The following is a 23,783-nucleotide window of genomic DNA, read 5'->3' on the forward strand; positions in this document are numbered from 1 at the left end:
GATATACCATATACGACAAACCGGGCACCGCGCGGACGCCGCCATCGAACCCCATCGGGGTTTGATGCGATTCGGGAATGACTCCAGGCGATTTTGCTAAGCTGTGCAGGAATGCGGCGGGCTGCCTTGTGGCTGCCGCGCCACCGGTCTCACACGAGCTTATTCATGTCTGCGCAAAGCCAACCGATTGTCCAGCCGCCCGCACTGGCCCTGTCCGTGCAACCCATCAACGCCGGCGCCAGCCTGCGCGACCAGGCCTACGCCATGCTGCGCCAGGCCATTGCCGACGCGGATATCTATCAGTCGCGCGATGAGATCCGGCTGGACGAGCGGGTACTGAGCGAGGCCATGGGCGTGAGCCGCACGCCGATTCGCGAGGCCATGACGCTGCTCGAGCAGGAAGGCTTCCTGCGCACCGTGCCCCGGCGCGGCATCTACATCATGCGCAAGACCAAGCGCGAGATCGTCGAGATGATCCAGATGTGGGCGGCGCTGGAAAGCATGGCTGCGCGTCTTGCCACGCTGAATGCCACCGACGCCGAGATCGCCCAGTTGCGGCGCATGTTCGACAGCTTCCGCGATTCAACGCCGGCCGAGCATATCGAAGAGTACTCGGACGCCAATATTGTGTTCCACCAGGCGATCGTGCAGCTGTCGAAGTCGCAGATCATCATGGACACGATCCGCAATATCTTTATCCATGTGCGGGCCATCCGGAAAATGACCATCTCGCAGAGCGACCGGGCCGCGCGCTCGATCGTCGATCACCTGCGCATCATCGAGGCACTGGAGAAGCGCGATACCGAGCTGGCCGAGCGGCTGGTGCGGCAGCACTCGCTGGACCTGGCCGACTACGTCGAGAAGCACTGCGATTTCCTGGACTGAGCCTGCGCAAGAGGGGCGGAAAGCGGCACCTGAACGGCGGACATTGTCCGCCGTTTTCGCATTCCGGCTTCGCCGTTCGCCCCGCATTTTGGTATGTGATATATCAGTGTATTCGGCGCAACATCTGCGCAATGATCGATCGCTTTCTGCGCCCCGATCCCTGCTAGCGCCTGCGAGCTCAGGCCTGACAAGGTCTAGCGCCGGAGCGAAGGCACCGCCGGCAGCGGGCTTTTGATGCACTGCAGCGACAAAATTTCGCTAACTGACAGGAAAACTACTTGCCGTCTTCTGATATATCACATACCGTATGTCATCAAGACGGTCGAAATGACTGGCACAAGTTAAACAAAGCAGAGGAGACATCGCCATGGAACGAAAAGCACTGGAGGGCATCCGGATCCTGGACATGACGCACGTCCAGGCCGGCCCATCGGCCACGCAGCTGATGGCGTGGATGGGGGCCGACGTGATCAAGGTGGAAATGCCGGGCCGGGGTGACATCACGCGCAGCCAGCTTCGCGACGTGCCGAACGCCGACAGCCTGTACTTCACCATGCTCAACAGCAACAAGCGCAGCCTGACGCTGAACATGAAGACGGCTGAAGGCAAGGCGTTGCTCGAAGACCTGGTCCAGCGCAGCGACGTGCTGATCGAGAATTTCGGTCCCGGCGTGCTGGCGCGCGCGGGCTTCGACTGGGACCACCTGCAGGACCTGAACCCGCGCCTGATCTATGCGTCGATCAAGGGCTTCGGCCCCGGTCCGTACCAGGACTGCAAGGCGTATGAGAACGTGGCGCAATGCATGGGCGGTTCGGCCTCTACCACCGGCGACGCCGCCGGCGTGCCGACGGTCACCGGCGCCCAGATCGGCGATTCGGGCACCGGCGTGCACTGCGTGGTCGGCATCCTGGCCGCGCTGCTGCAGCGCGAGCACTCCGGGCGCGGCCAGCGCGTGGAAGTCGCCATGCAGGACGCCGTGCTGAACCTGTGCCGCGTGAAGCTGCGCGACCAGCAACGGCTCGATGCCGGCCCGCTGCGCGAGTACCCCAACGAACAGTTCGACGATCACGTGCCGCGCGCGGGCAATGCATCGGGCGGTGGCCAGCCGGGCGCCGCGCTGCGCTGCTCGCCGGGTGGCCCCAACGACTACGTCTACGTCATCATCCAGCCGCAGGGCTGGGAGCCGCTGATGCGCCTGTGCGGCCGCGAGGACCTGATCACCGACCCGGAGTTCGCCTCGCCGGAAGTCCGCCTGAAGAAGCTGGGGCAGTGCTTCGGCATCATCGAGCAGTGGACCTCCGGCCTGACCAAGTTCGAAGTGATGAATGCGCTCAACGAGGTCGATGTGCCGTGCGGCCCGATCCTGTCGATGAAGGACCTGATCGAGGACCGGTCGATGTACGAGCGCGGCTACCTGGTGGAGCTTGAGCACCCGACGCGCGGCAAGTACGTGCAGCTGGGCTCGCCGATCGCGCTGTCCGACTCGCCGGTGAAGGTGGAGCGCGCGCCGCTGCTGGGCGAGCACACCGAGGAAATCCTGGAGTGGCTGGGCCGCACGCCGGCCCAGATCGCTGCGATGAAGCTGGCCGGCGCCGTCTGAGCGCCCGACAGTCCCTCTCTCCCTCTGTTTCCCACACCGAGCGGGCATGCCTGACGCGTGCCCGCCGGAGGAGTTCGTGCTGTGCAATCCTGGATTCGTTTCCGCCGTGCAGACGGCAGTGTCGGCTACGGCCGCACCGAAGGTGCCGATAGCGACCGCGTCATTGAATACGATGGCCCCGGTTATGCCGACCCTCAACCCACCGGCGCCATCCACAAGCTTGGCGAACTGCACCTGTTCGCGCCCTGTGAGCCGGGCAAGGTCGTGGCGCTGTGGAACAACTTCCACGCGCTGGCGCGCAAGCTGGAAAAACCCGTGCCGACGCACCCGCTGTTCCTGATCAAGCCGGGCACTTCGCTGGCTGGCCCCGGCGATGCCGTGGAGCGCCCGCGCAGCTATGACGGCAAGATCGTCTACGAGGGCGAGCTTGGCATCGTGATCGGCAAGAAGGCGCGCAATGTGTCGGTGGCCGAGGCGGCGTCACACATCTTCGGCTACACCGTGGTCAATGACGTGACCGCCGCCGAACTGATCGCCGCCGATCCCAATTTCCCGCAGTGGACGCGTGCCAAGGGCTTCGACACCTTCGGCTGTATCGGCCCGGCCATCGTGCCCGGCTTCAACTGGCGCGCCGCCAGCGTGAAGACGCGGCTCGATGGCGTGGAGCGGCAGAACTACCCGCTCTCGGACATGATTTTCTCGCCCGAGGAGCAGGTCAGCCGCATCTCGCAGGACCTGACGCTGATGCCGGGCGATGTGATCGCCGTCGGCACGTCGCTGGGCGTGGGTTCGATGAAGGACGGCGCGGTGGTCGAGGTGAGCATCGAAGGCATCGGCTCGCTGGTGAATCACGTGCGCGGGTAATTGCCCAACAGCGCCCAACAATCAAAGGGAAAGCCATGCCAATGACAATTGGTGTCCCCCGGGAGGTCCATCCCGGGGAGCGGCGCGTTGCCGCGACGCCCGATTCGGTCAGGGAACTGACCAAGCTCGGTTATGAGGTGGCAGTGGAATCCGGCGCCGGCCAGCAGGCGTCGTTTTCGGACGATGCCTACCGGGCCGCCGGCGCGGCCATCGTGGATGCCGCCAGCCTGTGGGCATCGGTCGATGTCATGATCAAGGTGCGCCCGCCCCAGGTGCATCCGGGCCTGGGCGTGGAAGAAGCGGCACTGCTCAAGAAGCACGCCACGCTTATCAGCTTCGTCTGGCCCGCGCAGCAGATGACGCTGCTCGAACGGCTGTCGCAACGCGGCGCCACGGTGCTCGCGATGGACTGCGTGCCGCGCATCTCTCGCGCGCAGAAGCTGGACGCGCTCAGCTCGATGGCCAATATGGCGGGCTATCGCGCGGTGATCGAGGCCGCGCATGCATTCGGGCGCCCCTTCGCGGGGCAGATTACGGCAGCGGGCAAGATTCCGCCCGCCCGCGTGCTGGTGATTGGCGCCGGCGTGGCCGGCCTGGCCGCCATCGGCGCGGCGCGTAGCCTGGGTGCCGTGGTGCGCGCGTTCGACACGCGGCCGGTGGTGCGCCAGCAGATCGAAAGCCTCGGCGCCGAGTTCCTGACCGTGGAAATCGAGGAAGACGGCAACGGCGGCGGCGGCTATGCCAAGGAGATGAGCCCCGCGTTCATCGAGGCCGAGATGAAGCTGTTCGCCGAACAGGCGCGCGAGGTGGACATCATCATCACCACCGCGCTGATCCCCGGCAAGCCCGCACCGCGCCTGCTCGAAGCCGACACGGTGGCGCTGATGCGTCCCGGCAGCGTGGTGGTGGACCTGGCCGCCGAGCAGGGCGGCAATTGCGTGCTGACCGTGCCCGGGGAGTCGGTGACGCACCAGGGCGTAACGATCGTCGGCTACACCGACCTGCCCAGCCGCATGGCGGCGCAGTCGAGCCAGCTCTACGCCACCAATATCCGGCACCTGCTGACGGAACTGACGCCGGGCAAGGACGGCCAGCTCGTGGTCGACATGGATGACGAGATGATCCGTGGCGCCACCGTGCTGCACCAGGGCGACGTAACGTGGCCGCCCCCCCCGCTGAAGACCTTGCCGCCACCGGCGCCCGCGGCGGAAGTACCCGCACCGGCGGAACCCGCCGAGCCGCCGAGCCGCACCGGCACGACGCTGATCGCACTGGCCATCGCCGTGATTGCGCTGTTCGGGCTTGGCGCGGTGGCGCCGCCGGCTTTCATGGCGCACTTCACGGTGTTCGTGCTGGCGATCTTCGTCGGCTACCAGGTCGTGTGGAACGTGACCGCGGCCCTGCATACGCCGCTGATGAGCGTGACCAATGCGATCAGCGGGATCATCGTGGTCGGTGCGCTGGTGCAACTCGGCAAGCCGACGCTCGCCACCGCCATCATCGCCGGCGCGGCGGTGCTGATCGCCACCATCAACATCGCGGGCGGCTTCCTTGTGACGCAGCGCATGCTGAAGATGTTCCAGCGCGACTGAGGAGACAGACATGCCTTCGGGAATCAGCAATATTGCTTACCTGGGCGCGAGCGCGCTCTTCATCCTCAGCCTGGGCGGGCTGAGCCATCCAACCACCGCCAGGCGCGGCAACCTGCTGGGCATCGCCGGCATGGCCATCGCCATCCTGACCACGGTGCTGGCGGGCAGCCCCGACGGGGTGCCCATCATCATCGGCGCGATGGTGCTCGGGGCGGGCGCCGGCGCGGTGCTGGCCCGTCGCGTCGAGATGACGCAGATGCCCGAGCTGGTGGCGGTGCTGCACAGCTTCGTGGGGCTGGCGGCGGTGCTGGTGGGCTACGCCAACTACCTCGATTCGCATGCGCTCACGGGCGCCGAGAAAGTGATCCACGAAGTGGAGACCTACCTCGGCATCCTGATCGGCGCGGTGACCTTCACGGGCTCGGTGATCGCCTTCCTCAAGCTGCGCGGCACGCTTGGCGGCAAGCCGACGCTGCTGCCGGGCCGCCACATGCTCAATGCGGTGGCGCTCGCCGCATGCGTGGTGCTGGGCTACCAGTTCATCAACGCGGGGTCTGCGCAGGACGGGCTGGTGCCGCTGGGCGTGATGACGGTGATCGCGCTGCTGGTGGGCGCGCACCTGGTCGCGGCGATCGGCGGGGCCGACATGCCGGTGGTGGTGTCGATGCTGAACAGCTATTCGGGCTGGGCCGCTGCGGCGACCGGCTTCATGCTCGGCAATGACTTGCTCATCATCACCGGTGCGCTGGTGGGGTCGAGCGGCGCAATCCTCAGCTACATCATGTGCAAGGCCATGAACCGCAAGTTCCTGTCGGTGATCCTGGGCGGGTTCGGCGCGACGCAGGCCAAGGGCACGGCGACGGAGCAGGGCGAAGTGCTGCCGGTCTCCAGCGACGAAGTCGGCGCACTGCTGAAGGACGCGAACGAGGTCATCATCGTTCCCGGCTACGGTATGGCGGTGGCGCAGGCGCAGGGCACCATCAGCGAGATCGCGCGGCGGCTCAAGGCGCAGGGTGTCAATGTGCGCTTCGGCATCCATCCCGTGGCCGGCCGTCTCCCGGGGCACATGAACGTGCTGCTGGCGGAGGCGCGCGTGCCCTATGACATCGTGCTCGAAATGGAGGAGATCAACGAGGACTTCGAGCACGCCGATGTCGTCCTGGTGGTCGGCGCCAACGATATCGTTAACCCGGGGGCGCTCGAAGACCCCGCCAGCCCGATCGCCGGCATGCCGGTGCTCGAAGTCTGGAAGGCGCGGACCGTGGTTGTCTCCAAGCGCAGCATGGCCGCGGGCTACGCGGGCGTGGACAACCCCTTGTTTTATAAAGAGAACACGCGGATGTGGTTTGGCGATGCCAAGGGCAGCGTGGACGCGCTGCTGCGCCAGCTCGAGGAGGTTCCGGCCTGATTTCGCGCGTCGCCGGCCGCCGTTGATGACAATCGCTTATGTATCAAAGCGCAGTCATGTGGCGGCCTGGCATGAAATTGATGCGAAATCCGCAATATATAAACGATCGTAAATACATACGATAAAAAAGTTTAAGCCTGACGAAATTAAGCATCAGGTAGCATCAATTCCAGATTTACGTGCCGCAATGTCAGGCGCCGATCCAGTTGTGAACAAGGGCTCCGAAGTTAGGAGACCCCAAGCGGTCCCGACGAGGACGCAGAAAAAGCACCAGGAGACAGGTAGATGGCGCATCAAGAAGCGGTAGTCGCGTCCGGTGAGGGACGTGGCCTGCAGAACCGTTGGTTCCAGCTGGCCGTAGGCGTGGTTTGCATGGGTTTGGTGGCAAACCTGCAGTATGGCTGGACTCTCTTTGTGTCACCGATGGACGCCAAGCATCACTGGGGCACGTCCGCAATCCAGGTGGCGTTTTCCATATTTATCGTGACCGAAACCTGGCTGGTGCCGCTGGAAGGCTGGCTGGTGGACAAGTTCGGCCCGCGTCCGGTGGTGGCCGGTGGCGCGCTCTGCGCCGGCCTGGCATGGGTGATGAATGCGTATGCGACGACGCTGCCGGAGTTGTACGCGGCCGCGGTGATCGCTGGCATTGGCGCCGGTGGCGTATATGGCACCTGCGTCGGCAATGCGCTGAAGTGGTTCCCGGACAAGCGCGGCCTGGCGGCGGGCCTGACGGCCGCAGGGTTTGGCGCAGGCGCGGCGATCACGGTGATTCCGATCGCCAACATGATCCATAGCGCGGGATACGAGAAAGCCTTCCTGTTCTTCGGCATCCTGCAGGGCGTGGCGATCTTCGCGCTGGCGCTGCTGCTGGTGAAGCCGAAAGCGCCGAAGGGTGCGGTGGCGGCGAAGGCCGTGCTGACCAACCCGGTGGAATTCACGCCGGGGCAGATGATGAAGACGCCCGTGTTCTGGCTGATCTATATCTGCTTCGTCGCGGTGGCCGCCGGCGGCATCATGGCCACGGCGCAACTGGGCCCGATTGCGAAGGATTACGGCTTTGCCTCGATGCCGGTGACGATGCTGGGCATGACGCTGCCGCTGCTGACGATGACGCTGTCGATCGACAACCTGTGCAACGGCTTCACGCGTCCGCTGTGCGGCTTCCTGTCGGACCGCTTCGGCCGCGAGAACACGATGTTCGTGATCTTCATCGGCGAGGGCCTGGCGCTGCTCGGGCTCATGCAGTTTGGCCAGAATCCCTATGCGTTCATGTTCTTCGCGGCACTGACGTTCCTGTTCTGGGGCGAGATCTTCTCGATCTTCCCGGCGCTGTGCGCGGATACGTTCGGCAGCAAGTTCGCTGCAGCCAATGCGGGCACCTTGTACACGGCGAAGGGCACGGCGGCGATGCTTGTGCCGCTGGCTTCCATCCTGTCGGCGCGCGGTGGCTGGGATGCCGTATTCACGGTTGCAGCGGTGGTGACCATCGCGGCAGGCCTGTCGGCAAAGCTGTTGCTGGCGCCGATGCGCAAGCGGTTTATCACGGGCCATTCGGAAGCGCGCATGCCGGTGTCGGACATGTCCTTCCTTGCGAGCGCATCGGCCAGGCGCGGCGGTGATTGATCCGGGTATGACCGTACCTGTCGCGAGGCATTGATGTTTCCAGGAGGCCTGGCGCTTGCGCCAGGCCATCAGGCGCAAGCGCCTGGAGCAGGGCAGGCATGAGCCGTTGAGGACGTTGCAAGGCTTTTCAGAAGGCCTTCAAGCGTCTGTAAATTTGGTATGTAATATATCTAATCGATATAACGCGCCATTCTGTCGGCACGCGATTAAGAACCGGCATCTGTGCAAATAGCGAATGAATGGCACGGATCCAGGAGTTTTGCTGATTTAGGTGTAGATGGAATCAGGATTGCTGCGGTGCACCGACGAAAGTTGATCGCAGAGTAGGAAAATAGCTTGCCGTTCTCTGATATATCACATACCGTATGTCATCAAGACGGTTGAACGGACCGGCGGGGTTGAGGCAGGGGACAGGCCCCACGCACCACCAAGACGCGTCCAACGAGGAGACCAGGTATGTCAGAAGGCGAAGCGAAGCGGTACGGGATCACCACCGCGCAAGACACCCTGAAATAAAAGAATTCCAACCCCAGTCAATTTGTATAGAAGGAAGCAACCATGGCAGAAGTCGGAAATGAGCTGCAGCGTCACGCCACGGAAGAACATCAGGCACAAACCGATGGTTTTCATCTGGTCATCGACGCGCTCAAGCTGAACGGCATCGAAAACATCTACGGCCTGCCCGGCATTCCGGTCACCGATCTGGCGCGTCTGGCGCAGGCCAATGGCATGCGCGTCATCAGCTTCCGCCACGAGCAGAACGCAGGCAACGCCGCAGCGATTGCCGGCTTTATTTCGCAAAAGCCGGGCGTTTGCCTGACCGTGTCGGCCCCTGGCTTCCTGAACGGCCTGACGGCGCTGGCGCACGCCACCACCAACTGCTTCCCGATGATTCTGATCAGCGGCTCGAGCGAGCGCGAGATCGTCGATCTGCAGCAGGGTGACTACGAAGAGATGGACCAGCTGGCCATCGCGCGTCCGCACGCCAAGGCAGCCTTCCGCGTGCTGCACGCCGAAGACATTGGTGTCGGTATCGCCCGCGCCATTCGTGCCGCGGTCTCGGGCCGTCCGGGCGGTGTCTACCTCGACCTGCCCGCCAAGCTGCTGGGCCAGTCGCTCGACGCCGAGAAGGGCAAGAAGTCGCTGATCAAGGTCGTGGATCCGGCCCCGCGCCAACTGCCGGCACCGGACTCGGTTGACCGCGCTGTCGCGCTGCTGAAGGGTGCAAAGCGTCCGCTGATCCTGCTGGGCAAGGGCGCCGCCTATGCCCGCGCCGACGAAGATATCCGCGCGCTGGTCGAGAAGACCGGCATTCCGTACCTGCCGATGTCGATGGCCAAGGGCCTGCTGCCCGACACGCACCCGCAATCGGCCTCGGCGGCACGCTCGTATGTACTGGCTGAAGCCGACGTGGTGCTGCTCGTGGGCGCCCGCCTGAACTGGCTGCTGGCGCACGGCAAGGGCAAGACCTGGGGCGGTCCGAAGCAGTTCATCCAGATCGACATCTCGCCGACCGAGATGGACAGCAACGTCGCCATCGCCGCGCCGGTGGTGGGTGACATCGGTTCGTGCGTCTCCGCCATCCTCGGCAAGGTCGGCAATGACTTCGCCAAGCCGCCTGCGGAATGGCTGAATGCCGTGTACGAGCGCAAGGACAAGAACCTGGCGAAGATGGGCGAGATGCTGAACAAGGAAGTCTCGCCGATGAACTTCCACACCGCGCTGCGCGTGCTGAAGGACGTCATCAAGGCCAATCCGAGCATCTCGTTCGTCAACGAAGGCGCCAACACGCTGGACTACGCCCGTGCCGTGATCGACATGTACGAGCCGCGCAAGCGCCTGGACGTCGGCACCTGGGGCGTGATGGGCGTGGGCATGGGCTACGCGGTCGCAGCGGCGGTCGAAACCAGGAAGCCGGTGCTGGCCCTGTGCGGTGACAGCGCGTTCGGTTTCTCCGGCATGGAAGTCGAGACGATCTGCCGCTACAACCTGCCGGTCTGCATCGTCATCTTCAACAACAACGGCATCTACAAGGGCATCGACAAGAACCCGACCGGCGGCGCGGATCCGGCCGTCACCACGTTCGTCCCCGGCGCGCGCTACGACAAGATGATGGAAGCATTCGGCGGTGTCGGCGCCAACGTCACCACGACGGCGGAACTCGAAGCCGCGGTGAACGAAGCCCTGCGCTCGGGCAAGCCCACGCTGGTCAACGCCGTCATCGACCCGTCGGCAGGCACCGAAAGCGGCCGCCTGACCAATCTGAATCCGCAAAGCTCGGCGAAGAAGTAATCCACCCGAATCCACCCGAATTTCATCCTTCTTATCCAATAGGAGAACGAAAATGAGCCTCCCACTCAAAGGTATCAAGATCATCGACTTCACGCACGTCCAGGCCGGTCCCGCCTGCACGCAGCTGCTCGCGTGGTTCGGCGCGGACGTGATCAAGGTGGAGCGCCCCGGTTCGGGCGATGTCACGCGCACGCAGCTGCGCGACATCCCGGATGTCGACGCGCTCTACTTCACCATGCTTAACAGCAACAAGCGTTCGCTCACGCTGGATACCAAGAAGCCTGACGGCAAGAAGATCCTGGAACAGCTGATCCGCGAATCGGACGTGCTGGTCGAGAACTTCGGCCCGGGCGCGCTCGATCGCATGGGCTTCTCGTGGGAACGCATCAACGAACTGAACCCGAAGATGATCGTGGCGTCGGTCAAGGGCTTCAGCGACGGCCACCACTATGAAGACCTGAAGGTCTACGAGAACGTGGCGCAGTGCGCCGGCGGTGCCGCGTCGACCACCGGCTTCTGGGACGGTCCCCCGACCGTGTCGGCTGCCGCGCTGGGCGATTCGAACACCGGCATGCACCTGGCCATCGGCATCCTGACCGCCATCATCGGCCGCCAGCAGTCCGGCAAGGGCCAGAAGGTGGCCGTGTCGATGCAGGACGCCGTGCTGAACCTGTGCCGCGTGAAGCTGCGCGACCAGCAGCGCCTGGATCGCCTGGGCTTCCTGGAAGAGTATCCCCAGTACCCGCATGGCGAGTTCAGCGACGTGGTGCCCCGCGGCGGCAACGCCGGCGGTGGTGGCCAGCCGGGCTGGGTGCTGAAGTGCAAGGGCTGGGAGAACGACCCCAACGCGTATATCTACTTCACCATCCAGGGCCATGCCTGGGAGCCGATCTGCAAGGCGCTGGGCAAGCCGGAATGGATCAGCGATCCCAACTACGCCACGGCCAAGGCGCGCCAGCCGCATATCTTCGATATCTTCAAGACCATCGAAGAATGGCTCGCGGACAAGACCAAGTACGAAGCAGTGGATATCCTGCGCAAGTTCGACATCCCTTGCTCGCCGGTCCTGTCGATGAAGGAAATCGCCGAAGATCCGTCGCTGCGCGCCAGCGGGTCGATCACTGAAGTGCAGCACAAGGAGCGCGGTACCTACCTGACCGTGGGCAGTCCCATCAAGTTCTCGGATCTCAAGCCGGAAATCACGGGTTCGCCGCTGCTGGGCGAGCACAGCGAAGAAGTGCTGGCAGGCCTCGGTTACGGCGCGGAAGACATCAAGCGCCTGCGCGAAAGCCAGGTGATCTGAGCCGGTTTGCCGATGCCTGAACGGGACTGAACGCCGGAGTGCCGCGCAAGCGGTCTCCGGCGTTTTTTACTGCAACGCGCAGCTGTGCCAAACTGTGTCGCGTCAGCTGCCGTAGTGCCGTCAATCCATACACCCTGCCGCAATGACCGGCAAAGAGGGGATCCCCATGCAAGCCAGCATCGACCACGAACAACTGGTGTCCGCCATTGGCGATGCCATCGTTATCTCCGACGCCAACGGCGCCATCACGCTCTGGAACCCGGCGGCGGAACGCATGTTCGGCTTCACGCAGGCTGAAGCCATGGGCCAGTCGCTGGACCTGATCATTCCGGAACGGCTGCGCGGCCGGCACTGGGAGGGCTATGACAAGACCATGGCCACCGGCATCACGCGCTACGGGCACGATCTGCTGAAAGTGCCGGCCGTCGACAAGAACGGCAAGGCCATGTCGATCGCTTTCACCGTGGCGCTGCTGCATGGAGCCGACGGAAAGATATCGGGCATCGTCGCTGTCATCCGTGACGAGACCGTGCGCTTCCAGGAAGAACGTGCCCTGCGCAAGAAGATTGCCGAACTCGAGGCTCAGGTGAAGACCGCGGCGTAGGAGCACGATGGCCGGCGTGCCTGCCGACGGATCCCGCCCTGTGGAGGCGGCCTGAGCGCCCTTCCGGGGCGCATGGAGGACGTTCAGTCGTCCTCGCGCCAGTGGTGCCATTCCCGGTGACGCTCACGCCATTCGTGCTCGCGCCAACGCTGCTCGCGCCATTCGTGCTCACGCCACTCGCGGTCGCGCCAGCCGCCGTAGTAACCCGGGGCAACAACGACCGGCTGCGGCTGGACGACCACGGGCGGTGGCGGCGCGTAGACAGGCGCCGCATAGACCGGTGGGGCGACAAAGACCGGCCCGGGGAGCCCGATGCCGATGCCGACGTCAACGTGGGCTTGCGCGCTGGCCGATGCAAGGGCTGAAAGTCCGGCCAGCAGGCCGATGGTCAGGAACTTCTTCATGGTCAAATACCTTGTACGTCGGGAGTGGGCCGCCAGCCGGTCCCGGTCTGATCCCGCTTGTGCCGACTAACGGGACCGCGGCTTCGTCCGATGACGCGAAGTCCCACGCAATTTGTTTCGAAATCTGTCTGGCCTGCGGCGGCGTGCCAGCCACGCTGTGCCGCTCAGCCCCGCCTAAGTCCTCTTCCGAAGAGTCGCATCCCGAGTCTTGCCCCGATGAGTCCCGGCGCATCCCGCGGATGAGGGGCGAAATTCGAAAGGAATGATTTTTTCGCAGGGCTGACGATTATTTCTGACGATGGGCGGTGTGCCACGACTCCCTTCGCCGCGTGATTCAACCTCCATTTTGCTGTCGCAAATGGTCTTCATTGGTGGGAGTGACGGGGAAATCCTGATGTGAAAGGCGACGCTTGCGTGCCAGACTATTAGCCTCCGAATGTCAACGAGATGAGGATTTGTTTCGTTTACAAACAATTACGAGCTAGGTGGCGAAAGCGCTGCACAGCGCCGCGGCGCAGTACCCGAATGAAAGTGAAGAGAACAGTGGACGGAAAGTTGTTGGGTGGCGATGCTACGGGTTCACGCAAGACAGCGGCGGCCCTTTTGATCCACGGCCTCGGTGGGACCGAACATGAGTTGCGGCTCGTGGAGAAGACACTGAGGGGGGAAGGGTACGAAACGAAGTACGCCGTACTGCCCGGACATGGCACGCGTCCCGAAGACTTGGTCGGTGTGCGTTTCGAGCACTGGCTCGAAGCGGTATCCCTTCAGTATCTCGACCTGCGTGCCAGGCACGATACCGTTCACATCGTTGGTATGTGCATGGGCGCCTTGCTGGCGCTGGCGCTGAGCCAGCTGGTCGGCGAGAAGCGCGGAAGGGTCGTTGCACTGGCGACGCCGGTGTTCCTGGATGGCTGGTCGCTGCCCTGGTATCGCGAACTGCGGCATCTGGCTTATCACGTCCCCAAGGTGCGCGACAATTTTCGCGTGAAGGAATCCGAGCCGTTTGGCGTCAAGAACGGCGTGTTGCGCGCGGCGATCAAGGCTCGCTTCCTGCGGGGCGATACCTTCCACTATTCATGGACACCGCTTGCCTGCATTCGCGAACTGGATCGCCTGAGCCGCTACGTGCGCAAGCGCGTCCGGCACGTGGCGCGGCCGGCGCTGATTATCCATGCACGCGAAGACGAGCTGACCAGCCTGCGTTCAGCCTACTTCCTCAACCGGCAAATCCATGCTTCGCGGCTACTGGTTGTGGAAGAGAGCTATCACATGCTCAGTATCGACAACGACCGCCGGCTGGTCGCCAATACGGTGGCGCAGTTCCTGGATGAGGACGAGCGCGGCGTGGAGGGTGTGCAGGCCCCGCTGTCCCTGGCATTTCCCGATCCCGCCAACGAGCCGTTCCGGCCGATGGCGGCAGTCTAGGCCCGAAGGTCCGGTCGAATTCGACCGGACAATTTCCTCGATCGCAGACGGCGCATCAGAACTGCTCCCAGGACTCGACCGCGCTGCATCCCGAGCCACCGTGCGAGCGGGCGTCTTGAGGCGCTTCGCCCGTGGTTCGCTTTCACATTGATGGCTGGCACGCGGTGCGGCCGGCGCACGACTTGCCGCATGCTAGTGCGACGCACCGGCAGTTCCTGGCGAACTTCGTCCGCGGATTTCATCACTGCGTGATGTGAATGCCCTGTGGGAAGGAAGCCCACGAGGCGAGGACCGGCATGATGCGGCCTGCGCCACGCGGCTGACGACCTGCCATCACGAGGTCCTTGATCTCGCTAAATAGAGAATGATTCTCGTTTGTGTTGATGGGCGTTTTTGCCTACAATCGGCGCTCTAATCCGTTCACGATCCCCGATCCCGAAGGTAGGCTCAACATGATGCTGCAGATTCCGGACGTCCTGTCCAAGGCCCAGGTGGCGCAATGCCGGCAACTGATGGATGCCGCGGAATGGACCGATGGCAATGCAACGTCCGGACACCAGTCGGCGCTCGCCAAGCGCAATATGCAATTGCCGGAGGGCTCGCCGGTTGCGCGGCAAGTGGGCGACCTGATCCAGGATGCGCTGGGCGCCAACGCGACGTTCTTCGCCGCGGCGCTGCCGCTGAAGGTGTTTCCGCCCTTGTTCAACCGCTACGAAGGCGGCCACGCGTTCGACAACCATGTCGACAACGCCATCCGCTACTTGCGCGGTACCGGCTTTCGCATACGCAGCGACCTGTCGGCGACGCTGTTCCTGACGGAACCGGAAGACTACGACGGTGGCGAACTGGTGGTGGAAGACACCTACGGCCAGCATCGCGTCAAACTGCCGGCGGGACACATGGTGCTGTATCCGGCCACGAGCCTGCACCACGTCACGCCGGTCACGCGCGGCGCGCGCGTGTCATCGTTCTTCTGGATCCAGAGCATGGTGCGCGACGATGGACAACGCGCGTTGCTGTTCGAACTCGATACGCGCATCCAGCATGTTGCGCAGGCGATGGGACAGAAGGATGCCGACGTGGTCGGGTTGACCGGGGTCTATCACAATCTGCTGCGGCGGTGGGCTGATGCTTGACCGATTGCATGGCAGTTCGCTGCCTGCGTCGCGAAAAAGGTTCTTCGCTGAATTGCGTGCCAAAAAAACCGCGAGCCCGACATGACGCCGGAACTCGCGGTTGCTCGCAATGGTTGTATCAATCAACCGGCAGGCATCTTCAGAACCTGAAGTTCGCCGTCAGCATCCCAAAACGCCCCGGTGCCAGCGCCGCATAGTGCGCCGCGAAGGCCTTGGTGTAGTACGTCTTGTCGAACAGGTTCTGGATGTTCAGCTGCAGCGTCAGGTTCTTGTTGACGCGGTAGGCACCCATCAGGTCAAAGCGCCAGTACGCCGGCACATACAGCGAGTTGGCCGGGTTGCCATACACCTGGCTGACATAATAGGCGCCGCCGCCCACCGTCAAGGCTGGCAGGACCTGGTAGGTCGACCACAGGCTGAAGCTGTTCTTCGGCGTATTGGGGAACTGGTTGCCATTGTTGATGGCGTTCGCGGCCTGCGGGCCGTTGTCGATCAGTTCGCTGTCCAGGTAGGTGTAGCCGCCGAACACGCCCCACTTGTCGGTGAAGTTCCCCGCGAAGCCGAGTTCGAAGCCCTTCACGCGCTGCTTGCCGGCGTTGATGGTGGTGTTGGCATCCAGCGCCACGCGGGCGTTGTTCTTCTCGATCTGGAAGATGGCGCCGGTCAGCGACAACCGGCGCGACAACAGATCCCACTTGGTACCGAGTTCGAGCGCGCGCGAACGCTCCGGGTCCAGACTGCGTTGCGTCGCGGCGATATTGTCGGCGCCGTCGCCGTTGGTCGATCCGGGCGGCGTCGAAGCCGTGCCATAGGACAGGTAGATGCTGCCGTATTCCACCGGCTTGTAGACGATGCCGGCCTGGTAGTTGAAGAAGTGCGAGTTGTTGCGGATATCCGCCGCCGCCACCGCCGCACCTGTGTTCGGGTTCTTGTAAGCCGGAGTGAAGGCGTGGGTGTTGTAGTTGTCGTAGCGCACGCCACCATTGACCAGCCATTGCCTGGTGATCTCGACGGTGTCGAACAGGTAGACCGACTGGGTGCTGGTGGTCGTGGTCGTGGTGTACGGCATCTTGGAGATGCTGCCGCGCCAGGGGTCGTTTGGAGTCGGGTTGTACAGCGACGTGCAGTCGAAGCTGGCCAGCAATCCCGCGTTGCAGGTGCTGCCTGACGGGCCGGCCGAGACCACGTTGTACGGATTGTTCTCGGTGTTGTCGCGGCTGAACTCGAAGCCGAAGCTGGCGTTGTGCTTGAGCGGGCCGGTATGGAACTCGGCGCTCAGGTCCGTGGCGTTGGTGAGCGTCTCGGTACTCGAGTCGCGGCTCTTGGTGCTGCGGTACACGTAGCCATTCACCACATTGCCACGGCTGTCATCGGGATTGGTGACGATGTAGTTGTTGCTGGCACGGCCCCAGCGCGTGGTGTTGCTGAACACCAGGCCGTTGCGGAAATCATGCTTGATGATCGCGGTGGCGATGTCCGATTGCGTCTTCTGGAAGTCGCGGTCGGTCAGGCCGTAGAAGTTGTTGCGATTCACGTTCGCCGGACCGATCGGGTTCTCTTTCGTCGGCGCCGTCGACCCACGGTTGTACGGAATGCTGTAGTCGGGCATGCCGTTGCCCTGCAGGTGGTAGTACTGCAGCGTGACCTGGGTAGGCGAATTCAGGCCGAACGTCACCGACGGCGCAAAGCCCCACGAGCGCTGGTCGACTTCATTGCGGCCGGGCACGTCGAAGCTCTGGCCCATGGCGTTCAGGCGCACGGCGGTGTTGTCGTTGAGCAGGTAGTTGCCGTCCGCCGTCGCGCGGAAGTACGAGTCCGTGCCGATGCCTACGGAGCCCTGCGTGAAGGTCTCGGCCGTCGGCAGCTTGGACACGATATTGATCATGCCGCCGGCCGATCCCTTGCCGCCGAAGGCCGAGCTGGGGCCCTTGATGACTTCGATGCGGTCGATATTGAAGGTGTCGCGCGTCTGCGAAGCGGTGTCGCGCACGCCGTCGACGTAGATGCTCGACATGGAGTCGAAGCCGCGGATGAAAGGACGGTCGCCGATCGGGTTGCCGCCCTCGCCGGCGCCAAAGGTAATGCCCGGCGTGGTCCGCAACGCCTCCTGCAGCGAACCTGAACCAGTTTGCTGCACGACTTCGGCGGGTACCACCGTGACGGACTTCGGGGTGTCGAGCAGCGGGGCGGTGAACTTGGACGACTGGGCTGCATCGACCTTGTAGCCGTCGCCCCGCGTGCCCGTCACGGTCACGCTCTGCAACGTCACTGGCTTGGTTTCAGTCATCGTTGCCGCGGCGGCCGGTTTGCTTTCCTGGGCCCCCGCGCCCTGCATGGCAAAGGCTGCCACTGCGCCGGCGAGGGCCGAGGCGAGCGGGTTCAGCCGCAATGTGTCCTGTTGTCCTTTCACGTTTAACCTTCCCTTTCTGGTTCATCAATGCATTGTCATGAATACAAGTTCAGGCCATATAGAAGCCTTTCATTCAAGGCATCCATGACGCGGCGTGAGTATATGACGATACAAATGAAAAGACAAATACGAATCATTCGTATTTGATGACAAGGGCGATAGATTGCTGCCATGAAAGTGCTGTAAGAAGCTATTCTTCGCCGTAAAAAATGCGCCGGATGTGTAGCGCGCGGCGACAGAAATTGCATTTCCGCGCGCGGATCTTCCTGCTGTGTGGTGTTCGCCCCGACTGCCGGTGCTCAAGCCAGCAACCGTTTTTGGTGCTGAAATCGTTGATTTGGTACCGATCGCCTCTTGCATTGGCAGCCAGCCAGACCAAAACAGCGGTCCGTCCGAGGCCATGTCCGCGCTGATGGGCGGGCACGTGGACTTCCTGTTTGCCAACATCGGCGCGGCGGTCACGCAGGTCAAGTCGGGCAAGGTGAGGGCGCTGGCGGTGACAACCGCCGCGCGTGCCGCGCAGTTGCCCGATGTGCCGACGATCGCCGTATCCGGCGTGCCGGGGTTCGAGGTCGTGGGCTGGATGGCGGCGTTCGTGCCGAAGGGCACGCCGCCTTCGGTAGTGGCGCGCCTGAATCAGGTTATCAACCAGGCGCAGAAAAACCGGACCTGCGGACACGCTCGATGCCGCCGCGCTGATTCCCGTGGTCGCAACGCCTGATCAGGGCAGCCGCTTCGTGCGCGACGAGTATGACAAGTGGGGGCGCGTGATCCAGAACGCCGGCATTCCGAAGCAGTAAGGCAGGACTGATGTCAGAGCATCGGAATTTTTTGCTCCCCTCTCCCGCTCTCCGCTTGCGGGAGAGGGGAGCAAACCGTCCTGCAATTCAAGTTTCCCTCATCACCCACCGGCCGTACCAGCAACCCGTTCAGGATGATTTCATAGCGCTCGCTGAACGCATCCCCGATCTTCATCCGAAATCCCTTCGGCGATCAGCAGTCGGGTCAACGCAATGGTGAACTCTTCGTCGGTGCGTCGCTTGGCCATGAATCGGTGAATGCCGGTACCGGACAATGCGGGTCCGGAGCGCGGCGTGAATCGGGATCCCGAATCTTACCGCCCGCGACATTCATCGACTAGAAAACAAAAAAAGCGAGCGCGCCCCGTGAGCGCGCTCGCTTCAAATGTGGCCGGGCCTCTCAGTTGAGATGTCCGACCGCTCGCAGGTACTCGTTCTTCTTGTCGAAGATCAGCTGGCTCAGGAAAGCTGCGTCGTAAGCCTTGAGCAAATGGGTATGGTGTTCCTCGATATAGCGCGCCACGCGTGCCTTCTCGCATTCGATGCCGCACAGCCATTCGTACATGGCCTCGTCCCAGCGGAAGCGCAGGCCCAGTTCGATGAACGCTGCGTTGTAGGCCGCGAGCTGGGTGGCGCGCGGAAGCGGCTGGTTGTCATGACCGAGCGTGGCGGCTGGCTGGTGTTCGATGTGGACCTGGTTCATGGTGCGCCTCCTGTCTTCTCTCTAGCGGTGGGTTGAGGGAAGCATAGGGTCGGCCATGGATTTACGATAATTAAAGTTTCATCGGCAAACCATAAGTTGTTGTTTATATATCGCCGTGCCGGATCAGGCCCTCCACGCCGGTGATGCGCTGGATCAGGCTGGCCCCTTCCTCCATCAGGAATTGCTTGAAGGCGAGTGCCACGGGTGGCAACCGCTTGTTCTTGCGGTGCACCACATACCAGTTCAGCATGACCGGAAAGCCCTGGATGTCGAGCACGGCCAGCTTGCCGGCCTGGAGTTCGAGTCCCACGGTATGGGCGGAGAGAAAGGCAATGCCCATGTTGGCGATGACCGCCTGCTTGATGGTCTCCGTGCTCTTGATCTCCATCGCGATGCGCAGGTTGGACAGCTTGCCGGCAAAGCCTTCCTGCATCGAGTTCCAGGTGTCGGACCCTTTCTCGCGGGAGACAAAGGCCTCGTCGGTCAGCTCCGACAGCGGGATATTGCGATGTCCGACCAACGGGTGGGTAGGCGCCGCGACGATCACGTAAGGGTGCGGCGCGAAGGTCTCGTTGATCGTGTCCATGCCCTCGGGCGGGCGCACCATGATGGCGAGGTCGGTGAGGTTGCCGGCGAGCTGGTGCATCAGTTCCTCGCGGTTGTGCACTGCAAGATTCAGCGTCACGCCATCGTGGCGCTCCATGAATTCCGCCAGCAGCCGCGGAAAGAAATAATCGCCCGCGCTGATCACCGCGACGTTCAGCCGGCCGCCCGAAATGCCCTTGAGCTGGGACATGGCATCCTCGGCCTCGCGGAATTGCTGGATGATGCTGCGGCTGTAATGCAGCATCTCGTGCCCCGCCGGCGTGAGATAGATCTTCTTGCCCAGTTGCTCGAACAACGGCAGGCCGACGTGGCTTTCCAGTTGCCGGACCTGCGTCGAGACAGCGGGCTGGGTCAGGTGAAGTTCTTCGGCGGCGCGCGAAAAGCTCATGTGCCGGGCAACGGTTTCAAAGACTTTTAGCTGGCGCAGCGTGGCGTTCTTCATCAGTCGTTCCGTGCAATATATAAACGTTCGTCAATGCATATGATAAAAAACTTTAAGCGGCCTGAATCTTAGATTGAAGTAGCATCAATCCCACAGATTTGCATGCCGCAATGTCAGGCGCCGATCTCATTGTGTAGGGCCCACCCCACAGAGGCCCCGGAAAGCGTTCCGCCAGGGAACGCATGAACAGCACCAGGAGACAGTAGATGGCGCATCAAGAAACGGCGGCCACGACCGGGAACGGACGTGGGCTGCAAAACCGTTGGTTCCAGCTGGCCGTAGGCGTGGTTTGCATGGGTTTGGTGGCAAACCTGCAGTATGGCTGGACTCTCTTCGTGTCACCGATGGACGCCAAGCATCACTGGGGCACGTCCGCAATCCAGGTGGCGTTTTCCATATTTATCGTGACCGAAACCTGGCTGGTGCCGTTGGAAGGCTGGCTGGTGGACAAGTTCGGCCCGCGTCCGGTAGTGGCCGGTGGCGCGCTCTGCGCCGGCCTGGCATGGGTGATGAACTCGTATGCGACGACGCTGCCGGAGTTGTATGCGGCAGCCGTGATCGCTGGCATTGGCGCAGGCGGCGTGTATGGCACCTGCGTCGGCAATGCGCTGAAGTGGTTCCCGGACAAGCGCGGTCTGGCGGCGGGCCTGACGGCCGCGGGCTTTGGCGCGGGCTCGGCGATCACGGTGATTCCGATCGCCAACATGATCCAGAGCTCCGGCTATGAACATGCCTTCCTGTTCTTCGGCATCCTGCAGGGCGTGGCGATCTTCGCGCTGTCGCTGCTGCTGGTGAAGCCGCGTGCGCCGAAGGGTGCGGTGGCGGCGAAGGCCGTGCTGACCAACCCGGTGGAATTCACGCCGGGACAGATGGTCAAGACGCCGGTGTTCTGGCTGATCTATGTGAGCTTCGTGGCGGTGGCCGCGGGCGGCATCATGGCCACGGCGCAGCTGGGCCCGATCGCCAAGGACTTCGGCTTCGCCTCGATGCCGATCACGATGCTGGGCATGACGCTGCCGCTGCTGACGATGACGCTGTCGATCGACAATCTGTGCAACGGCTTCACGCGTCCGCTGTGCGGCTTCCTGTCGGACCGCTTCGGCCGCGAGAACACGATGTTCGTGATCTTCATCGGCGAAGGCCTGGCCCTGCTTGGCCTGATGAAGTTCGGCCACGACCCGTACGCGTTCATGTTCTTCGCGGCGCTGACGTTCCTGTTCTGGGGCGAGATCTTCTCGATCTTCCCGGCGCTGTGCGCGGACACCTTCGGCAGCAAGTTTGCCGCAGCCAATGCAGGCACCTTGTACACGGCGAAGGGCACGGCGGCGATGCTGGTGCCGCTTGCCTCGGTGCTGTCGGCGCGCGGTGGCTGGGATGCCGTATTCACGGTTGCAGCGGTGGTGACCATCGCGGCGGGCCTGTCGGCGAAGCTGGTGCTGGCGCCGATGCGCAAGCGATTCATCACCGGCCATTCGGAAGCGGTGCCGGTGTCGGATGCCGCATTCATGGCGCGCAGAGAAGCCGAATAAGACGGTGTGCGCGAGAGACTGGGCGGACCCGGACATGGCGTCCGGGCCCGCCTTGCCCCCAGCAAGCGGTCTGCGCATGGCGCAGGCCTTTTGCCATGTGGGCCACGGGAACGACAACACAAAGAACACATAAAACAGGCGGGCGGGCCGCCAAGGAGACAGCCGTGAGCAGACTGCAATCATCCACGCTTGCCGCAGGACAGCATCGCAGCCTGGCGCTGCCGTTGCCGCAATGGACCCAGGGCGGGGGAGGGCGGCCATGAATATCTCGCTTCCCCAACTGAAGGCGTTCGCCGCGGTCGCGCGGCACAAGAGCTTCACGCGTGCCGCCGCCGAACTGGGCCTGACGCAATCGGCGGTGAGCCGCAGCGTGCGCGAACTGGAAGAGGAGATCGACCAGCGCCTGTTCGATCGCACCACGCGCCAGGTTGAGCTGACCGATGCGGGCCAGCACCTGTCGCAACGGATCTGCCACCTGATCGAAGAAGTCGAGCAGACCCTGCGCGACAGCCAGGGCGCGGCGCGGCCGTCGCAAGGGCTGGTGCAGATCGCGACCGATCCCGTGCTCAGTTCGATGTCGGTGCCGGGGTGGTTGGCCGGCTGCCGCAAGGCCTGGCCCGCGATCGCCATCCACCTGAAGGATCGTTCGCAGGAATCCGTGCTGCAAAGCGTGCGCAGCGGCGAAGTGGACTTCGGCATCGCCACCGATCCGCAATCGGGCGACGACCTGTATTGCGAACCGCTGTGCATCGATCCCTATCACGCCGTGCTGCCGGCAGAGCATCCGCTCGCGGCGCGCGACGCCATTGCGTGGGGCGACCTGTGCAATGCCAACGTGCTTACGCTGGACCAGCAATGCGGAGTCCAGCCGGCCGTCGAAAAGGCGCTCAGCCATCATCATGTGCGCGCGGGTTCGTTGCAGTTGCTGGGACACTTCGCCGCCGTATTCGGCATGGTGGCGCTGGGCCTCGGCATCGGCGTAGTGCCGTCGCGCGCGCAGGCCGGGGGGCTGCATCCGGCCGCCGTCATGCGGCCGCTGCGGCCGCAGGTGACATCCACGGTGATGTTGGTGCGGCGCAAGAGCCGGTCGCTGAAACCCAATGCTGCCGCGATCTGGGATGCGCTGCGTGGACTCGAGTACAAGGACACGGTCGAACCGAGCCGGCAACCTCCGCTGGTACAGGAAGCCTAGCAACGCCGGGCGGAAAGGCCCGGCGCGGCACTGTTGCATTGATGCAAAACTTCACTGATATATTACATACAGGATATTTACACATACTGCGGCGCAGCATATAATGAAAACTCCTAACCACAATGCAACTGGAGTTTTCAGATGGAAGTCGCTCTTCTCTTCGTTCTTGGCCTTGGCCTGATCGCTGCCGGCGTCGGCATGACCACGCTGCTGGCTACGCGCCTGCCGATGGATGTGCTCGTGACCGCGCAGGCACACGGTCGCTTCGCCGGTCTGGGTTCGAACCAGAAAGACGATGGCATCGGACGCGTTCGTCCCTCGCGCACGGTGGCGGCTGCCGGCGAGCTGGCATACGCCTGATCTGTCGGGCGTTTGACGCCGTCATGACTGAACGGCGCATCATATAAGGGTTGTAGCGGCGGGCAACCCTTGGAGCAGTACCCGCAACCTGCATTGATGTAAGAGCCTTGGCACCCGATACACGACCAGGGACAGGCGCAGGAACCATGCAGAAATTCGGCCGCTATCCCCCTCTCGTGGCAGCGTATTAACGCATGCCGCCGTCACGGTCGCCCGATTGCCGGCATCTTCATTCGTTCCCAATTTTGTCCATACAAATGGGCAATGTCTTAGTTGTATCTATCTAGGGACTTTCCCCAGCCCCGTTGTTTTCCCCGATTTCCGACGCTGCGAATCGCGTCGTGCTGGAGGTCGGCTTGGCTCTTCGGATTGATGCGGTAAGCCAAACTAACTGCTTGATTCCCAAGGATTCCGGATGTGGCAAAACAGTCCGGTTGATGCGTCCCACGCACCAGTCGCGCAAGCCCGTCGCGACAGACTTCTTTTTCGCGGAAAAGTCATGCTGCGGAGCCGCGAAGAATACGCTTGACTTGGTTGATATATCACATACCGTATAGCACTAGAACGGCTCAGCTGTTCGGGAAAGTGCGGTATGCGAGAGG

Annotated in this window: 20 protein-coding genes; 15 read left to right on the forward strand and 5 right to left on the reverse strand. The window is 63.0% G+C overall.

All coding sequences use genetic code 11. From position 1 onward, the window contains the following. Positions 1–165: 165 nt before the first annotated feature. From ACIGJC_RS19910 to ACIGJC_RS19950, 9 genes are all read left to right on the forward strand, one after another. The gene (locus tag ACIGJC_RS19910) at positions 166–885 is read left to right on the forward strand and encodes a GntR family transcriptional regulator (protein ID WP_483713858.1); all 720 of its coding nucleotides are present in this window, start codon (positions 166–168) and stop codon (positions 883–885) included. Between the two features lie 367 nt (positions 886–1,252). After that, a complete protein-coding gene (gene frc, locus ACIGJC_RS19915; protein WP_483713859.1) occupies positions 1,253–2,485 on the forward strand; it encodes a formyl-CoA transferase in 1,233 nt (410 codons plus the stop codon). Positions 2,486–2,566: 81 nt separating this feature from the next. After that, positions 2,567–3,349 carry a fumarylacetoacetate hydrolase family protein gene (locus ACIGJC_RS19920; RefSeq protein WP_483713860.1) on the forward strand — a complete coding sequence of 261 codons (783 nt, stop codon included), beginning with the start codon at positions 2,567–2,569 and terminating at the stop codon, positions 3,347–3,349. 35 nt (positions 3,350–3,384) lie between these two features. Then, positions 3,385–4,941 carry a Re/Si-specific NAD(P)(+) transhydrogenase subunit alpha gene (locus tag ACIGJC_RS19925; protein WP_483713861.1) on the forward strand — a complete coding sequence of 519 codons (1,557 nt, stop codon included), beginning with the start codon at positions 3,385–3,387 and terminating at the stop codon, positions 4,939–4,941. A gap of 10 nt (positions 4,942–4,951) precedes the next feature. Beyond that, complete coding sequence (pntB, locus tag ACIGJC_RS19930; RefSeq protein ID WP_483713862.1) at positions 4,952–6,349, forward strand: Re/Si-specific NAD(P)(+) transhydrogenase subunit beta; 1,398 nt, start codon at positions 4,952–4,954, stop codon at positions 6,347–6,349. A gap of 285 nt (positions 6,350–6,634) precedes the next feature. Beyond that, complete coding sequence (oxlT, locus tag ACIGJC_RS19935; protein WP_483713863.1) at positions 6,635–7,972, forward strand: oxalate/formate MFS antiporter; 1,338 nt, start codon at positions 6,635–6,637, stop codon at positions 7,970–7,972. A 558-nt stretch (positions 7,973–8,530) separates the two neighbouring features. Further along, positions 8,531–10,264, forward strand: coding sequence for an oxalyl-CoA decarboxylase (gene oxc, locus ACIGJC_RS19940; RefSeq protein ID WP_483713864.1), 1,734 nt, complete (start codon positions 8,531–8,533; stop codon positions 10,262–10,264). A 52-nt stretch (positions 10,265–10,316) separates the two neighbouring features. Next, positions 10,317–11,567: a formyl-CoA transferase gene (gene frc / locus ACIGJC_RS19945; RefSeq protein WP_483713865.1), complete on the forward strand. Its 1,251-nt coding sequence runs from the start codon at positions 10,317–10,319 to the stop codon at positions 11,565–11,567. A gap of 166 nt (positions 11,568–11,733) precedes the next feature. Next, the gene (locus ACIGJC_RS19950) at positions 11,734–12,171 is read left to right on the forward strand and encodes a PAS domain-containing protein (protein WP_483713866.1); all 438 of its coding nucleotides are present in this window, start codon (positions 11,734–11,736) and stop codon (positions 12,169–12,171) included. Between the two features lie 83 nt (positions 12,172–12,254). On the opposite strand, the gene ACIGJC_RS19955 is transcribed toward ACIGJC_RS19950, so the two are convergent. Then, entirely contained in the window at positions 12,255–12,575 is a 321-nt protein-coding gene (locus tag ACIGJC_RS19955; RefSeq protein WP_483713867.1) for a hypothetical protein, read from the reverse strand. Between the two features lie 645 nt (positions 12,576–13,220). Between ACIGJC_RS19955 and ACIGJC_RS19960 the strand changes: the two genes are divergently transcribed. Both ACIGJC_RS19960 and ACIGJC_RS19965 read left to right on the forward strand, forming a co-directional pair. After that, positions 13,221–14,003 carry an alpha/beta hydrolase gene (locus tag ACIGJC_RS19960; RefSeq protein ID WP_483713868.1) on the forward strand — a complete coding sequence of 261 codons (783 nt, stop codon included), beginning with the start codon at positions 13,221–13,223 and terminating at the stop codon, positions 14,001–14,003. A gap of 452 nt (positions 14,004–14,455) precedes the next feature. Then, positions 14,456–15,139, forward strand: a complete 684-nt coding sequence (locus ACIGJC_RS19965) for a Fe2+-dependent dioxygenase (RefSeq protein ID WP_483713869.1) — start codon at positions 14,456–14,458, stop codon at positions 15,137–15,139. A 139-nt stretch (positions 15,140–15,278) separates the two neighbouring features. Here ACIGJC_RS19965 and ACIGJC_RS19970 read toward each other — a convergent pair whose 3' ends face one another. Continuing rightward, complete coding sequence (locus ACIGJC_RS19970) at positions 15,279–17,549, reverse strand: TonB-dependent receptor (RefSeq protein ID WP_483713871.1); 2,271 nt, start codon at positions 17,547–17,549, stop codon at positions 15,279–15,281. A 69-nt stretch (positions 17,550–17,618) separates the two neighbouring features. Beyond that, the gene (locus ACIGJC_RS19975) at positions 17,619–17,951 is read right to left on the reverse strand and encodes a hypothetical protein (RefSeq protein WP_483713872.1); all 333 of its coding nucleotides are present in this window, start codon (positions 17,949–17,951) and stop codon (positions 17,619–17,621) included. Here ACIGJC_RS19975 and ACIGJC_RS19980 point away from each other — a divergent pair. Beyond that, the gene (locus ACIGJC_RS19980; protein WP_483713874.1) at positions 17,950–18,270 is read left to right on the forward strand and encodes a tripartite tricarboxylate transporter substrate-binding protein; all 321 of its coding nucleotides are present in this window, start codon (positions 17,950–17,952) and stop codon (positions 18,268–18,270) included. The two genes, ACIGJC_RS19975 and ACIGJC_RS19980, sit on opposite strands and share 2 nt — an antisense overlap. Before the next feature lie 479 nt (positions 18,271–18,749). Here the strand turns inward: ACIGJC_RS19980 and ACIGJC_RS19985 are convergent, their stop codons facing one another. Further along, positions 18,750–19,052 carry a LysR family transcriptional regulator gene (locus ACIGJC_RS19985; protein WP_483713875.1) on the reverse strand — a complete coding sequence of 101 codons (303 nt, stop codon included), beginning with the start codon at positions 19,050–19,052 and terminating at the stop codon, positions 18,750–18,752. Between the two features lie 103 nt (positions 19,053–19,155). Continuing rightward, positions 19,156–20,100 carry a LysR family transcriptional regulator gene (locus ACIGJC_RS19990; RefSeq protein WP_483713876.1) on the reverse strand — a complete coding sequence of 315 codons (945 nt, stop codon included), beginning with the start codon at positions 20,098–20,100 and terminating at the stop codon, positions 19,156–19,158. Between the two features lie 206 nt (positions 20,101–20,306). On the opposite strand from ACIGJC_RS19990, the gene oxlT (ACIGJC_RS19995) reads away from it, so the two are divergent. From oxlT (ACIGJC_RS19995) to ACIGJC_RS20005, 3 genes are all read left to right on the forward strand, one after another. Beyond that, positions 20,307–21,629, forward strand: a complete 1,323-nt coding sequence (oxlT, locus tag ACIGJC_RS19995; RefSeq protein WP_483713877.1) for an oxalate/formate MFS antiporter — start codon at positions 20,307–20,309, stop codon at positions 21,627–21,629. 259 nt (positions 21,630–21,888) lie between these two features. Further along, positions 21,889–22,821 carry a LysR family transcriptional regulator gene (locus ACIGJC_RS20000; RefSeq protein ID WP_483713878.1) on the forward strand — a complete coding sequence of 311 codons (933 nt, stop codon included), beginning with the start codon at positions 21,889–21,891 and terminating at the stop codon, positions 22,819–22,821. Positions 22,822–22,962: 141 nt separating this feature from the next. Next, entirely contained in the window at positions 22,963–23,181 is a 219-nt protein-coding gene (locus tag ACIGJC_RS20005) for a hypothetical protein (protein ID WP_483713879.1), read from the forward strand. Positions 23,182–23,783 lie beyond the last annotated feature (602 nt).

Source organism: Cupriavidus sp. C3SS-1, assembly GCF_057073755.1.

Coding starts and splice junctions, on each gene's coding strand:
- frc (WP_483713865.1), top strand. CDS start 10,317: ATGAGCCTCCCACTCAAAGGTATCAAGATCATCGACTTCACGCACGTC.
- frc (WP_483713859.1), top strand. CDS start 1,253: ATGGAACGAAAAGCACTGGAGGGCATCCGGATCCTGGACATGACGCAC.
- ACIGJC_RS19980 (WP_483713874.1), top strand. CDS start 17,950: ATGTCCGCGCTGATGGGCGGGCACGTGGACTTCCTGTTTGCCAACATC.
- oxlT (WP_483713877.1), top strand. CDS start 20,307: ATGGCGCATCAAGAAACGGCGGCCACGACCGGGAACGGACGTGGGCTG.
- ACIGJC_RS19990 (WP_483713876.1), bottom strand. CDS start 20,100: ATGAAGAACGCCACGCTGCGCCAGCTAAAAGTCTTTGAAACCGTTGCC.
- ACIGJC_RS19985 (WP_483713875.1), bottom strand. CDS start 19,052: ATGAACCAGGTCCACATCGAACACCAGCCAGCCGCCACGCTCGGTCAT.
- ACIGJC_RS19955 (WP_483713867.1), bottom strand. CDS start 12,575: ATGAAGAAGTTCCTGACCATCGGCCTGCTGGCCGGACTTTCAGCCCTT.
- ACIGJC_RS19975 (WP_483713872.1), bottom strand. CDS start 17,951: ATGGCCTCGGACGGACCGCTGTTTTGGTCTGGCTGGCTGCCAATGCAA.
- ACIGJC_RS19910 (WP_483713858.1), top strand. CDS start 166: ATGTCTGCGCAAAGCCAACCGATTGTCCAGCCGCCCGCACTGGCCCTG.
- ACIGJC_RS20005 (WP_483713879.1), top strand. CDS start 22,963: ATGGAAGTCGCTCTTCTCTTCGTTCTTGGCCTTGGCCTGATCGCTGCC.
- ACIGJC_RS19925 (WP_483713861.1), top strand. CDS start 3,385: ATGCCAATGACAATTGGTGTCCCCCGGGAGGTCCATCCCGGGGAGCGG.
- ACIGJC_RS19950 (WP_483713866.1), top strand. CDS start 11,734: ATGCAAGCCAGCATCGACCACGAACAACTGGTGTCCGCCATTGGCGAT.
- ACIGJC_RS20000 (WP_483713878.1), top strand. CDS start 21,889: ATGAATATCTCGCTTCCCCAACTGAAGGCGTTCGCCGCGGTCGCGCGG.
- pntB (WP_483713862.1), top strand. CDS start 4,952: ATGCCTTCGGGAATCAGCAATATTGCTTACCTGGGCGCGAGCGCGCTC.
- oxlT (WP_483713863.1), top strand. CDS start 6,635: ATGGCGCATCAAGAAGCGGTAGTCGCGTCCGGTGAGGGACGTGGCCTG.
- ACIGJC_RS19965 (WP_483713869.1), top strand. CDS start 14,456: ATGATGCTGCAGATTCCGGACGTCCTGTCCAAGGCCCAGGTGGCGCAA.
- oxc (WP_483713864.1), top strand. CDS start 8,531: ATGGCAGAAGTCGGAAATGAGCTGCAGCGTCACGCCACGGAAGAACAT.